Genomic DNA, 12,995 nt, shown 5'->3' with positions numbered 1-12,995 from the left:
ACCTCCGTCAGGGCAGACAGAAGCACCCCCGGCGCACGCCACGGCATTTACCACGCCCCCGGCGCGCACCGAAGGTGCGCTGGATCGCTGACCTGCTTGAACGGGTGAGCGGGCCCGTAGCCACCAAGGCGCGAGGTGGGTACGGACCCGCTCAGGAGCCGGGTCGCCGGGGGCGGTAGACGGTGGTCTGGGCCGGCTCCTGGTCGCAGAGACGGCGAACCGGTGCCTCGGCTGATCGCGGGAGCCGCGCAGATCGCCGTCGTCGACCTATCCGCCATACGGGTGTGGAGGCGTGGTTCCGCGCAGCCGGTCCAGGCGTTTGACGACCGGGCCGGCCGTGACACCGTGCAGGACCACGGAGGCGAGCACGGTGAACGTCACCACCGCCCACAGCTCTTCCGCCGATACGGGAAAGCTGTGCTGCCCGAGGGCGTAGGCGACGTAGTAGAGCGAACCGATGCCCCGAATGCCATAGGCGGCGGTCACCCAGCGCTCGCTCTGCCGCATCCGGCTGCCGAGCAGGCCGATCCACCCGGACAGTGGCCGGATGACGAGCAGCAGGATCAGCCCCGTCGCCATTCCTTGCCAGGTCAGCGAGTCCAGACCGCCCAGAGCGATGAAGGCCCCCAGCAGAAACAGCAGCACAGCGGTGAACAGCCGCTCGACTTGTTCGACGAAGTCGTGCAGGACGTTGTGAAAACCGGCAGCACGTTCCTCGGCCCGGATCGAGCAGGCGGTGACGAACACGGCGAGGAAGCCGTATCCCTGCAGCAGTTCGGTCACGCCATAGGCCAGGAACGTGGCGCCCAGAGCCACGAACCCCTCCCGGTGCTCGGACAACCGCAGCACCGGTGAGCTGGTCTGGAAGAACAGCCAGCCCAGCAGCCGGCCGATGAGCCAGCCGCTCAGCAACCCGATGGCGCACTTGAGCGAGACGTCTTTCAGCACCCACCCGCCCACCCAGTCCGCGGACCAGCCTCCTCCGGCTGCCGCCGCCAGGGCGACCGCCGCGTAGGTAAGGGGGAACGCCAGACCGTCGTTCAGGCCCGCCTCGCTCGTCAGAGCAAGCCGCACCTCGTCCTCGTCGTGCTCGTCCTCGGTCGGCTCGCCCACCCGAACCTCCGCGGCGAGCACTGGATCGGTGGGAGCGAGGACCGCAGCCAACAGCAGCGCCGCCGCAGGCGGCCAGTCAAGCAGCCACCAGGCCGTGAGGGCGGTGAAGGCCACGGTCAGCGGCATCGTGACGCTCAGCAGACGCCATGTCGCGGCCCATCGACGCCATCCCACGGGCCGGTTGAGTGCCAGCCCGGCACCCATCAGAGCGATGATCACGCAGGTTTCCGTGATGTGCTCCGCCATCAGCCGGTCGGCCACCGGGTCGACCACTGGCAGCGGCAACGGCAACAGGTACACGCCAATGCCGCCCACGAGAAAGACGAGGGGAAGCGACAGCGGTCGGCCGGCGACCACCCGCGGCAGCACCGCCGCGAGGAGGGCACCCGTCCCAAGCCATGCGAAAACGGCGTCGCTGATCGTCACCGCGCTGCTCTCTCCTTCGCTCCGCCCACCGGCGCCGTCGCTGCGCCGCACGGGACGACGGCACACCAGCCGCTCCGGTCACTCTGAGGACCACTGCCCCGGCCCCGCGTACCCTGCAAACGCCTCGGCCCACCCCCAGCATCTGGCACGTCCCTCAGTTGCAGCAGTAACCGAGCTCCGCACGGGTGCTTCCGCTCGTCGCCTGCGAGCGGAACCTGAGTCCAGTCACGGGACGCCGGGCGGCGACGCCCCGCCGACCCCGGACGGGAACGTTCATGCCGCGCATGACCGCTTCCGCCAGGAACCAGTGGTTCCTCGCCTACGACTCACCCGGAGCGGGGAGTGCCGCGCGCTGCCTCACAAGGCTTCTTTGAGCCGTCCAGAACTTTGTACGCGTCGATGACAAAGCATGGACGACACCAGAAGAAGTCCCTACTGTGTCCGACGCGACGGGACAAGCCTCATGCGCCACCCGGTCGCACACACCCCCCGTATCCGGGGCGACGGCGCGCCCCGGCAGCGGTGGATCCCTCACTTACCCGATCGAGTCCCTCATGCCCGAGGGGCCGTCAGGAGGTCACGTGGAACCACGGCTGTATCCCCGTCGGTTGGGCAGACGCCTGGCCGGAACGCTCATCGCCTCGTTATTGACGATCGGTCTGTCCGCGTCCCCGGGCATCGCGGACGATACGGCCGCGGCCGATCTGCCTCCGCAGGAACCGGGCGTCACCCTGCGCGTCTTCGACATCCAGGCGCCGCTGAACGAGATCTGCACCCTGAAGCCGGGGCAGACCCCGAACATCGACAAACTCATGCCGGTGATCGACTGGTCCTCCGCCGACCAGTTCGGCCTCGAGACACACTTCGTCACCCATGTCATCGGCAACCTCAGCGCCTCCCGGGCCGGCAGCTACACCTTCCGCCTCACCAGCGACGACGGCTCCCGTCTGTGGATCGACGACCAACTGGTCATCAACCACGACGGCCTCCACGGAGCGGAACCGAAGGACGGCACGGTCAACCTGACGGCCGGTTACCACTCCCTTCGTATCGAGCACTTCGAACGTGACGGCGGCCAGCAGCTCACGCTCGCCTGGAAACCGCCGGACGCCCCCGGCTTCAGCGTCGTACCGAACTCGGTGCTCAGCACGGATGCCGACGTCGTGCGGGTGACCTCACCGGGCCGCAAGGAGTGCGAGGCGGGCGCGGACTCCCCCGGCGACGGTCTGCCGCTGACCGGGGTACACCCGAACTACACCCTCACCAATCTGCGGCCGAACGGCTTCGAACCGCAGGTCTCCGCGATGGACTGGCTCCCGGACGGCCGCCTGGCGGTGGCCACTTGGGGCGGCAGCAACAACACCGCGGGCGAGGTCTACCTGCTGAGCAACGTCACCGGCTCCACGGGACCCGACAAGGTGACGGCGAAGAAGGTGGCCACGGGCCTGAAGGAGCCGATGGGCATCAAGTACGTCGACGGCAAGCTCTACATCTCCCAGAAGCACGAGCTGACCGAGCTGAACGACACCAACGGCGACGAAGTCACCGACCGGTACCGGCGCGTGGCGACCTGGCCCTTCGGCGGCAACTTCCACGAGTTCGCCTTCGGCCTGCTGTACAAGGACGGATTCTTCTATCTGAACCTGTCGGTCTCCATCAACTACGGCGGCGCGACGACCGATCCGCAGCCCGCCGCCAACCGCGGTACCACGATCAAGGTGAGCAAGGCGACCGGAGAGGTGTCGTACATCGCCGGCGGACTGCGCACGCCCAACGGCATCGGCTGGGGCCCCGACGGTGACATGTTCGTCACGGACAACCAGGGCGGCTGGCTGCCCTCCTCCAAACTCGTGCACATCAAACAGGGCCGGTTCTTCAACCACCACACCAACCCTGACGGCCCGTTCGACACCCAGCCGGTGACCAAGCCGGTGCTGTGGCTGCCGCAGAACGAGATCGCCAACTCCCCCAGCACCCCGCTGCAGCTCAAGGAGGGCCCGTTCGCCGGGCAGATGCTCTTCGGTGACGTCACCTACGGCGGCATCCAGCGGGCGTACCTGGAGAAGGTCGGCGGGGAATACCAGGGCGCCGTCTTCCGTATGACCCAGGGCCTGGAAGCCGGTGTCACCCGCATCAGCATCGGCCCCGACGGTGCCCTGTATGCCGGCGGGCTGGGCGCGGGCGGCAACTGGGGCCAGGAGGGCAAGCTCGCCCACGGGCTGCAGAAGCTGACGCCCAACGGCAAGAACGGCTTCGACATCCGCGCCATGCGTGCGGTGCCCGGCGGCTTCGAACTGGATTACACCCAGCCGTTGTCGACGGAAACGGCGGCAGAGCTGGCCAAGCGGTACAAGATCAAGCAGTGGCGTTACGTACCGACGGCCTCGTACGGCGGACCCAAGGTCGACGAGGAGACGCTCACCGCGCAGGCGGCCGCACTCTCCAGCGACCGCAAGACCGTCACGCTGACGATTCCCGGTCTCAAGAGCGACCGGGTCGTCCACGTCCGATCGCCCCGGCCGTTCAGCTCGGCCGACGGTGAGGGGCTGTGGAGCACCGAGGCGTGGTACACGCTCAACGAGATCCCCAGCGCGACGTCCCGGACGGGCGAGGTCAAGGGCGTCAACGGCAAGTGCCTCGACGTCGACAACTCCCAGACCGCCGACGGCACGAAGATCCAGCTGTGGACCTGCAACAGCACCGGCGCCCAGAAGTGGCCCCTGCCGGGCGACGGAACCGTACGGGCTCTGGGCAAGTGTCTGGACGTGTCCGGCGGCGGGAGTGCCGACGGTACGAAGGTCCAGCTGTGGACCTGCAACAGTTCCGGCGCCCAGACCTGGCAGCCCCAACCCGACGGAACCATGCGCAACCCGCAGTCCGCCAAGTGCCTCGACGCCTCCGGAGGCACCTGGAACGACGGCACCCCGGTCCACCTGTGGACCTGCCACACCGGCCCCAACCAGAAATGGACCCTGCCCTGACCAATGAACCGCCCTCCGAGCGGTGCCGCTGAACGCGGGCTCCGGTGTCCCGTCGGGGATTCCGGAGTCCCGCCACCGATGCGCCCGACCGCACAACAAGCCTTCTGCAGAGGCACGTTCAGGCGGTCTTCCGCGCTACTCTCGCCCCGCTTGAGGTGCGGCATCGGATGCCCCGCCGTGGCCTCAAGCTCGGCCACCGCCTCGGGCGAAGCGCCAGCCCATCGGGGTTCTGCGTTCGCTATGAGCGGGCCGCTCGCCCCGGAGCCTGCGTGCTCTGGGCAGGCACGTTGCGACGCGGCGTTGTCAGTGGGCTCTGTCAGGGTGTGCTTCGTGAACGAACTGGTGGAGCGTGTCAACAGTCACGACCATGTCCTGGGAGTGGTCACCCGTCGACAGGCCGTCCGGGAGGGCTGGCTGCACCGCATCGCCTCGACGGTGTGCCGTGACGAGGGTGGTCGGATCCTCGTCCATCGGCGGTCGGAGCAGCTGGCGCGCTTCCCCGGGCGCTACGAGGTCATGGTCGGTGGCGCCGCGGGCGTTGGCGAGTCCTATGAACAGGCTGCCGCCCGGGAGCTGGCCGAAGAGCTGGGCATCCGTGCCCTGCCGCGCTTGGCGTTCAAGTTCATCAACCGCAGCGGCCTGAGCCCTCACTGGCTCGGCGTACATGAAGCCGTGATTCCGAACGCGGTGACCCCCGATCCCGATGAGGTCGCCTGGCATGGCTGGCTGACCGAACCGGAGCTACAAGCGGCCCTGCTGGAGTGGCACTTCACTCCCGACAGCCACGAAGCCTACGTGCGGCTTCTCGCGTTCCGGACCGCGCAGTCCTGACCCTTCTCGCCTCTCGGACGGTCCACTCACCCCAGCGACTGCCGTTCGGCTCGGGCGGGATTGATCGCAGTAGGAGTCGGTGCCGTCGCCACCATGTTTCCTCCCGCCGATCCCGTCACCCGCCCCCTTGGACAGCCCTCACTCTCGCCTGCGCAGCCGCCCGCGCCGCGTCCGCCACGCCGTCTCACGCCGTGGCGACCGTCCTGTACGAAGCGCGCATAGAGTGACCGGCCCGGGGCACAAGGGCCGCCGTAGGAACGTAAATGCTGTGGGTGGCGCCGAGCACCGCGCCGCCGCAACAGGTACGGCGGCGCCAGGTGCAACGGCCCGCCGACCCGGAGGAAAGGGTTCTCGCCGTGATGCTGCCCGCGGAGAAGGAACTGCGCGCCGTGCTGGCGCGCTTCGCCGAGGCCCGGTTCCGCCACGACCTGCATCCCACCGGTCACTCAAGCCGAGAGCTGGAGGACACCTCCCACACCCTGTGCGTCATGACCGGCACACCTTCGGTGGGCGAGGCCCTCAAGGCCGCCGACGTTCTGCTGGACAAAATGCGGGCGGACCGTCTGGCAGCCGGCAGGGCGAACCAGCGTCTGGCAGCCTGACCGGCAGCAGCCACCAAGCCCACACCCGGCCCGGCGCTCCTGCAAACCAGTGCCGAGTCGGCAAAGGCCGTGTCAGCATCGACGGATGATCAACGCTGAGGACTTGGTCGGCAGACGTCTGCTCCGGGTGACGACATCCTGGCACCACAACCAGGACACCAATCCCTGCCTCCTGCGCATGTAGCTGGCGAGCGATGACGCGGGCGGACCCGCTGTCTCAGCGCGAGGTCGACCCCATCCGTACTGCGCAGTCTCCGGCACCGCACGCCGAACCCCTCGGTGAGGCTCGGCTTGTACACTTTTGGGATGGTGGAGCGGTGTGAGGAGTGGGTGTCGGCCGCACCCATGCCGCCGCTGCGGCCGTTCATCGAAAGCTACTGCGGCTACCGGCTCACGGGGTTTCCGCCGGGTCTGCACCGCGGCCTGCCGTCGCGCCATATGACATTCATCGTCAGCATCGGCGACGACATCGACGTCGTGGCCCAGACGGATCCGGCGCAGTCGCCACAGCACTACGGGTGCGTGCTCAGCGGCCTCCAGGCCACCGCGGCACTGATCTCCCACGACGGCGACCAGGAGGGCGTGGCGGTCGAGCTGACGCCGCTCGGCAGCCGGGCCCTGTTCGGCATGCCTGCGGGTGAGCTGTGGAACCTCTCGGTCGAGCTCGGGGAGGTGGTCGGGCCCATCGGCCGCGAGCTGCGGGAACGCCTACAGACCACCGCCGGCTGGGAGCACCGATTCGCCGTCTGCGACGCCCTGCTCGGCCGCATGACCGGGGACGGCACGCCGGCGCCCGAGCTCCGCTTCGCGTGGGAAACGGTGGTCGCTTCCCACGGCGGGGTGACCGTGCGTGACCTGGCCGAGGAGAGCGGGTGGAGCCGCCAGCACCTCGCCCGCCGCTTCCGCAGCGAGTTCGGCCTGACACCGAAACTCGCGGCCCGAGTGGTGCGGTTCGAGCGAGCCCAGCAGATGCTGCGACGCTCGCCGCCTTTCGTGTCTTTCGCCCAGGTGGCGGCTGCGTGTGGGTACTACGACCAGTCACATCTGACCCGGGAATTCGCCGCGCTGGCCGGCTGCACGCCGACCGAGCTGCTCGCGGGTGATGTTCCATCCGTCCAAGACAGCCCCGTCGGCGCCGGGGCATCGTCATTGCATGAACGCAAACAGCACCCCCACGACAGCCGGCGTCTGGCCGTGCCTGACCTACCGTGACGCGCGCGGCGCGATCGCCTTTCTGACCGACGTCCTCGGCTTCCAGGAGACCGCGGTCTACGCCCGCGAGGACGACCCGTCGGTTATCGAGCATGCCGAGCTGCGTTGGCCGCTCGGCGGTGGCGTGATGCTGGGTACGTCCGCCAAGGACGAGTCCGCCTGGGGACGACGTGCTCCGGGCAACGATGCGATCTACGTCGTGTGCGACGATCCCGACACGCTCTTCGAGCGAGCCGTGGCCGCAGGTGCCGAGACGGTTCGTGGCCTTGTCGACGAGGACTACGGCTCACGCGGCTTCACCGTCCGCGACGGGGAGGGCAACCTCTGGAGCTTCGGCACCTACCGGGGCGACGGCGCGGCGCCGAAGGCCGATCGCGAGACCTTCGCCGCTCTGCTCGACGATTGGGCCGCCGCCATCGTCGCCAACGACGCCGAGGCGATCGGTCGCTTCGTCGCTCCGGACTGGAAGTTCGTCACCGGCACTGGCATCACGTCGGGTCAGAGGTTCCTCAAGCTGGTTGCCTCCGGCGACCTGACTCACGACACCATGACCCTCGACCTTGAGCACTTCGCGGCGACGTCCGACACAACGGTGCTGGTCACGACACACGGCACCAACAGCGGCGCCTACCGGGGCGAGCCGTTCAGTGCGGACGAATGGGCCACCGACGTCTTCGTATGGGACGGAGAGCGGTGGCGGTGCGCCTTGACCCAGCTGACGTCGGTCGAGCAGTCGCGGCCCGCGTCCACCTGAGCACACCGGTCGGCGACTCAAAGACGTTCAGGTCCAGCTGTTGAGAACTCTGTGCGGCAGCGAACAGACTCCCCCGCCGCCGCACACCGGCTCAAGCGAACCGCCGCCCATCACAGACGAGTACCTCCGATCCGTCAGCGGTTCGTGGTGCTGGCTGCCGTGTGCGCTGTGGTGAGGGTGCAAACTCCGTCGTCACACTGGCGCTGCAGGCGGCCGAGGGAGATGGTCTGTGCCAGGCCGACCATCCAGCAGGTGGGGCAGCCGCGGAAGGCGATCAGGGCCAGCGGGGCGGCCAGCAGGGTGGCCGGGCCCGCAACGGGCATCAGGGCGATCGAGGCGATGATCAGCCCGAAACCGATGGCGCCGCGCGCCAGATGGCGCGGGACGGAACTGCTGGCGAAGTTCCTCTGCGGCAAAGCGGCCTGGGCCTTCGCGCCCTGCGCGGGCTTCACGGTGTTCGCGAGGTTCATGGTCGTCGTACTCCTCCGGCTGGTTGGCCGACACCTTGATCGCGTCCCTGATCGGTGGCTTGGGCCAGTGGTTGGTCTGCGACGGCCAGAGATCGACGCAGTGCTGCGCGGGCTCTGTGCAGGCGCGACTTCATCGCGGCGTTGCTCAAGCCGAGCGCATGGGCAACCGTCTTGCCGGGCAGGCCCTGCACGTCCCGCATGATCAGAATCTGCCGCAGGTCACGGGGAAGGGCGCTGACCGCAGCCGCGATCCGCTCCGCCTCCAGCCTGTGCAGCACCGCGTCCTCGGCGGACGGCTGCGCTGTCGTGTCCGGTTCGGCTGTTGCCTCGTTGCCTCGCGTGACGAGCTGCCGTACCTGCCGGAGGCATTCGTTGCGCACGATCCGGAACATCCATGAGGCGAGCGCTCCAGTGGCGCGCAACGTGCCGATCTTCCGGTAGAGGACGATCAGTGCCTCCTGCGCCGCGTCCTCCGCGTCCTGCGGTGAGGAACACAGCGACAGGGCGAACCTGCGGACATGCGGCTGCGATTCCATGACGACGGTGGTGAGCGAAGCGACGTCGCCGTCCTGAGCGGCCTTGATCAGCCGCTCGTCCGGCCAAGTAAAACGTTGGTTCATCCAAAGACTCCTACCCGGAAGGCGCCCTACGGGCAGGTACTGGTCAGCTTCGGCTCTTGTAGCGCCGCATCAGGTGCCAGCTGCACGCACCCACGAGCAACGCTCCGATCACGACGAGGCCAGCGACCATCATTGGTGGTTCCTCCCAGTTCTGTCGGCCCGTTCGGCCGGTACACAGACAAGAGGCGGGGAGATCCGAAAAGGATTCGCCTGCGACCAAACTCTTTTCCAGCCCCGGCGCGGACGCCAACTGGCGCTCGTGCGCGCCTTGCAGGCTGGTCTGGGCTGGTGCAGCATCGCGGAGCGACCGCAGCAGGACCGGGCAGGTTTTGGAGGGGGAACCGCAGCGTGAGGATCATGCTCGACAACAACGTCTGGTCCTATCTGGGAGACGAGCGGGCCGGGGACCGGTTCAGGAAGGTCGCTCACGCCCTCGGGCACCGCGTGGTGACCGCGCCGAGTGTGCTGCTGGAAGTACTGCAGCATCCCCGCTCGGACATACGGGCAGCGATCATCCAGGCCATCACGACCGCGACCGACGAACGGCTGCGCAGCGAGGCCGACCAGGAGAGTGCCGAGGTCATCTCCGAAGTACGCCGACTGCACCCGGAGTGGATGCGGGCCGTGCCGGACACCGGCCGCGAGGCGACGTGGCGCACGTACTGGACCAAGCGGTTCTGGCGGGAGGCGGTCGAGCATCACGACCGCTTGCGGGACACCGAGCCGGCCCGGCGCACCGCTCGCAAGGTCCAGGTCCTCGTGGACAACCAGAAGGAACAGCGGGAGCGCGTACGCGAGGCCCGCTTCGATCTCAGCGACCTCTCCCGGATCACGATGTCTCCCAGCGCGGAGACCACGGCCGAGCAGCAGGCCGGATGGGCGCCCGGCGAGAAGATCGCGGCATGGCGGCCGTACAACCAGGAGGTGTACTGGCAGGCCTTCGCGACCTGGCGCAGGGCCCTGATCACACACGAGGACACCACCTATGCCGACTGGGTCGGCGCCCGAGTGGACCTCCGCGCCATGTGCGCCTCACGGGAGACGTTCAACCGCTTCTGGCTGTACGAGGTCGAACGCGCTTTGATGCCGCGCAACTGGCTCCGGTGGGCGGCAGACACCGTGCAGGAGGACATGAAAGTCACCCACGGCAACCCCATCGACGTCCAGCACGCCTCCTACCTGCCGGACTGCGACGTGTTCCTGACCGCGGACAAGAACTTCCTCCGCGTACTGCACCGCGTCGCAGAACAGGCTCCCATCCCCGTAGGCAGAGCCCACCGCGTGACACCTGGTGCCCACAACGGCATCGTGGAGCCGATCGACGCTGCCCTGCGCCCCCTCTGAGCCGCGCAACCACCCGGGGACGGATCCGCAGCGCGGGGCCCCACCGGCCCGAGCCAACGATTCCGGATGCTCGGCGAGGAACAGGCCGGCACGTCTCACACTGCCGGGGTCAGCGCGGTGGCGGTCGCGATCGCTATGTCGGCGCGGGCATGGATGACCAGGCGAATATCTGCCTCTCCATCCGCACCGGCCGCGAGGAAGCGTCGTACCGGAGCGCTGTGCGTTGCCACGGACAGCACCAGGTCGAGGCGGCTGCACAAGCTGTGAGCCCGCAGGACCACACTCAGCGCCGCCGGAGCCGGGGCGGGCTGGGCAAGGACGATCACGACCGAAGCCGGTCGGTACGCGTGGACGAGGTCGCTGATCCGGGCGACAGGGTCAGTCCCCATGTCCGTGCCGGGGTTTTCATGCATCGTGACGACGAGCACTTGATGCACAAGCGTGTGAGACATCATCACGATGCGCTCCCTTCCCTGGCATGGCATGCCCTGTCCGACTTCCCGTTCGCGAGGTTTCAATGCGGACTGGGCCGGGTGGAGCTTCCCAGGGCGTGGCAGTGGCGATGATCGCGCCAGTCGGTTCACGATGGGCCATGGCCGCCGTGCGGGCTCAGGGACCGGGTTGCGTCGTCTTTGCCCGGCACGAGGGTCACGCGTGATCCTGGGGGAACCCGAGCCGCGGGCGACACCCAGCGTCTTCTTCAGTGACGGAGGGCAGCAATGATGGGCCTGGAGGGTCCGCAAGAAGCGGTTGCCAGGGCACTCGACACCCTCGCAGCAGGTGCTTACCTGGCGGACGACCAGGGTTTGATCATCGCCGTCAACAAGTGCGGCGAGGAGATACTGGCCCGCGCCGCCGCTGATCTCGTCGGCCTGGACGCCCACGATCTGCTGCACCGCACCAGCCGCGGGGAGTCCGTACCAAGAGCCCAGTGCCGTATGCGGGAGAGCGTTCTCGACGAGCGGACACAACAGGGTGAGGACTGGCTCGAGCGCGGAGACGGCACGCTGTTGCAGGTAGGGTGGCTGGCTGCTCCCTGCGACCTCGGCAGCCGTCCGTCGGCCACACTCGTCCTCTTCCACCCCTTGGGGCGCACCGAGGAGCGGCCACCGGCCGGCAAGCGGCTCTCCGAACTGGAACGGCTTGCTCTGCTCGCCGAGACGACCACGCTGCTCACCTCGACCCTGGACATCCACGAGGCGCTGCGCCGCCTCATCAGCCTCGTCGTGCCGCGCATCGCCGACTGGGCCGTGATCGACCTGATCGGCGAGCGGGACGAAGTGTCACGGTTCGCCGTGGCCCACGCCGAGGACGGCATCGTGAAGTTCCGGGAGGACCTCCAAGGGCCCATGCCGCCCGTACCGCAGGAGTCCCTGATGCCCCTGTCCCGCGCTCTTCGAGGTGTCGCGACCTCCTTCGCGGGTCCCGAGACGTACCAGGGTCCGCCCGACTCCGGGATCGCGGTGGAGCAGCGGCGCCTGTTCCAGGCGACCGGCATGCACTCGGCCGTCCTGGTACCCCTGCGCAGCCTGCACGACGTGATGGGTGCGCTCACCCTCGGCCGTGCCGACCAGCCGGGTCGGTTCACCGCGGCCGACACCGCCCTGGTGGAGGACATCGCCCGGCGCGCCAGCCTCGCCTTGGAGAATGCCCGCCTCTACCAGCGCCAGCGGCAGGTTGCCGAGACCATGCAGCGCCATCTGCTGCCCAGGCTCCCGCGTTCACCCGACCGCAGCATGACCGCCCGCTACCTGCCCGCGCCGGACGCCTCCCACGTCGGCGGTGACTGGTACGACGCGTTCATGCTGGCGGACGGGGCGATCGCACTCGCCGTGGGGGATGTCGTCGGCCACGATCTGGAGGCTGCGGCGGGCATGGCCCAGTTGCGCAACATGCTCCGGGCTTACGCCTCCTCCCAGCAGAAGCCGCCGAGCAAGATCGTGGAATGGCTTGACCAGGCGACCCGGCACATCATCGAGGTACCCATGGCCACGCTGGTCTTTGCCCGCCTGAAGGACAACGAGGCCGGCCGGTGTGAATTGTCCTGGACCAACGCCGGGCATCCACCACCCCTGCTGGTCACCCGTGAGGGCGTCGCGCGCTATCTGACCGACGGCCATGGGATCCTCCTGGGCGTCACCCCGCAGCAGAGCCGAACCGACGCGACAGCCGAACTGCCTCCCGAGGCGACCCTGGTCCTCTACACCGACGGCCTGATCGAGTCGCCGGGGCGGATCCTGGACGAGGGCCTAGAGCGCCTGCGCCGCAACGCCGCGTCCCTGGCCCACCGCCCTCTGGAATCCTTCACCGACGAGTTGTTGGCCCGGTCACGCCCGCCGGACAACGACGACGACGTGGCCTTGCTGGCCGTACGACTCGGCCCCAGCCGGGCTTGCTAGCCCGCCAATGCCGTGGCTGCCGCGGCTGCCTTGTGACACCCACGCCCGGCGGGACTTGCCCGAGCCCTCGACCGGCGTCGGGGAAGGGAGCGGAGGGTGTCCTGCGGGGCCGTCGCGGAATCGGCGAAGGATTGGGGGTCGGAAATCCGGGGTCGGGGTGGTGGAGCCCCAAAGAGGAGACGACGGAACAACTACGGCGCCGAGGACTTCGTCGGGCACCGGTGCAGGCCATCGGGCGGATGC

General features: G+C 68.5%; 11 protein-coding genes. 7 read left to right on the top strand and 4 right to left on the bottom strand.

What is annotated here, in order from left to right; translation table 11 throughout:
* Window positions 1-267 precede the first annotated feature (267 nt).
* Window positions 268-1,539: a cation:proton antiporter gene (locus ACWDRW_RS36840; protein WP_451731798.1), complete on the bottom strand. Its 1,272-nt coding sequence runs from the start codon at window positions 1,537-1,539 to the stop codon at window positions 268-270.
* A 647-nt stretch (window positions 1,540-2,186) separates the two neighbouring features.
* Here ACWDRW_RS36840 and ACWDRW_RS36835 point away from each other — a divergent pair.
* The 5 genes from ACWDRW_RS36835 (at window position 2,187) to ACWDRW_RS36815 (ending at window position 7,919) form a co-directional block, all read left to right on the top strand.
* On the top strand, window positions 2,187-4,520 hold the full coding sequence (locus ACWDRW_RS36835; protein WP_451731807.1) for a ricin-type beta-trefoil lectin domain protein: 2,334 nt from the start codon (window positions 2,187-2,189) through the stop codon (window positions 4,518-4,520).
* 330 nt (window positions 4,521-4,850) lie between these two features.
* The gene (locus ACWDRW_RS36830; protein WP_451731795.1) at window positions 4,851-5,351 is read left to right on the top strand and encodes an NUDIX hydrolase; all 501 of its coding nucleotides are present in this window, start codon (window positions 4,851-4,853) and stop codon (window positions 5,349-5,351) included.
* A 356-nt stretch (window positions 5,352-5,707) separates the two neighbouring features.
* Entirely contained in the window at window positions 5,708-5,953 is a 246-nt protein-coding gene (locus tag ACWDRW_RS36825) for a DUF5133 domain-containing protein (protein ID WP_451731804.1), read from the top strand.
* 306 nt (window positions 5,954-6,259) lie between these two features.
* Complete coding sequence (locus ACWDRW_RS36820; RefSeq protein ID WP_451731792.1) at window positions 6,260-7,165, top strand: helix-turn-helix domain-containing protein; 906 nt, start codon at window positions 6,260-6,262, stop codon at window positions 7,163-7,165.
* Window positions 7,107-7,919 (top strand): DUF4440 domain-containing protein, encoded by an 813-nt coding sequence (locus ACWDRW_RS36815; protein WP_451731789.1) that lies wholly within the window; start codon window positions 7,107-7,109, stop codon window positions 7,917-7,919. Before ACWDRW_RS36820 ends, ACWDRW_RS36815 begins: the two co-directional genes overlap by 59 nt.
* Before the next feature lie 134 nt (window positions 7,920-8,053).
* On the opposite strand, the gene ACWDRW_RS36810 is transcribed toward ACWDRW_RS36815, so the two are convergent.
* Window positions 8,054-8,389, bottom strand: a complete 336-nt coding sequence (locus tag ACWDRW_RS36810; RefSeq protein WP_451731786.1) for a hypothetical protein — start codon at window positions 8,387-8,389, stop codon at window positions 8,054-8,056.
* Window positions 8,386-9,009, bottom strand: a complete 624-nt coding sequence (locus ACWDRW_RS36805) for an RNA polymerase sigma factor (protein ID WP_451731783.1) — start codon at window positions 9,007-9,009, stop codon at window positions 8,386-8,388. Before ACWDRW_RS36805 ends, ACWDRW_RS36810 begins: the two co-directional genes overlap by 4 nt.
* 357 nt (window positions 9,010-9,366) lie before the next feature.
* On the opposite strand from ACWDRW_RS36805, the gene ACWDRW_RS36800 reads away from it, so the two are divergent.
* On the top strand, window positions 9,367-10,353 hold the full coding sequence (locus tag ACWDRW_RS36800; RefSeq protein WP_451731780.1) for a hypothetical protein: 987 nt from the start codon (window positions 9,367-9,369) through the stop codon (window positions 10,351-10,353).
* Window positions 10,354-10,448: 95 nt separating this feature from the next.
* Here the strand turns inward: ACWDRW_RS36800 and ACWDRW_RS36795 are convergent, their stop codons facing one another.
* On the bottom strand, window positions 10,449-10,781 hold the full coding sequence (locus ACWDRW_RS36795) for a hypothetical protein (RefSeq protein WP_451731777.1): 333 nt from the start codon (window positions 10,779-10,781) through the stop codon (window positions 10,449-10,451).
* 291 nt (window positions 10,782-11,072) lie between these two features.
* On the opposite strand from ACWDRW_RS36795, the gene ACWDRW_RS36790 reads away from it, so the two are divergent.
* Window positions 11,073-12,752: a SpoIIE family protein phosphatase gene (locus tag ACWDRW_RS36790; protein WP_451731774.1), complete on the top strand. Its 1,680-nt coding sequence runs from the start codon at window positions 11,073-11,075 to the stop codon at window positions 12,750-12,752.
* The last annotated feature ends 243 nt before the right edge of the window (window positions 12,753-12,995 follow it).

The sequence above is a fragment of the Streptomyces sp. NPDC003635 genome (assembly GCF_053587635.1).
This window is presented reverse-complemented; position numbering and strand designations above follow the sequence as displayed.

Bases quoted from the DNA above. Each gene is read 5' to 3' on its own strand.
- ACWDRW_RS36820 (WP_451731792.1), top strand. From the start codon at position 6,260: ATGGTGGAGCGGTGTGAGGAGTGGGTGTCGGCCGCACCCATGCCGCCG.
- ACWDRW_RS36815 (WP_451731789.1), top strand. From the start codon at position 7,107: ATGAACGCAAACAGCACCCCCACGACAGCCGGCGTCTGGCCGTGCCTG.
- ACWDRW_RS36810 (WP_451731786.1), bottom strand. From the start codon at position 8,389: ATGAACCTCGCGAACACCGTGAAGCCCGCGCAGGGCGCGAAGGCCCAG.
- ACWDRW_RS36805 (WP_451731783.1), bottom strand. From the start codon at position 9,009: ATGAACCAACGTTTTACTTGGCCGGACGAGCGGCTGATCAAGGCCGCT.
- ACWDRW_RS36800 (WP_451731780.1), top strand. From the start codon at position 9,367: ATGCTCGACAACAACGTCTGGTCCTATCTGGGAGACGAGCGGGCCGGG.
- ACWDRW_RS36790 (WP_451731774.1), top strand. From the start codon at position 11,073: ATGATGGGCCTGGAGGGTCCGCAAGAAGCGGTTGCCAGGGCACTCGAC.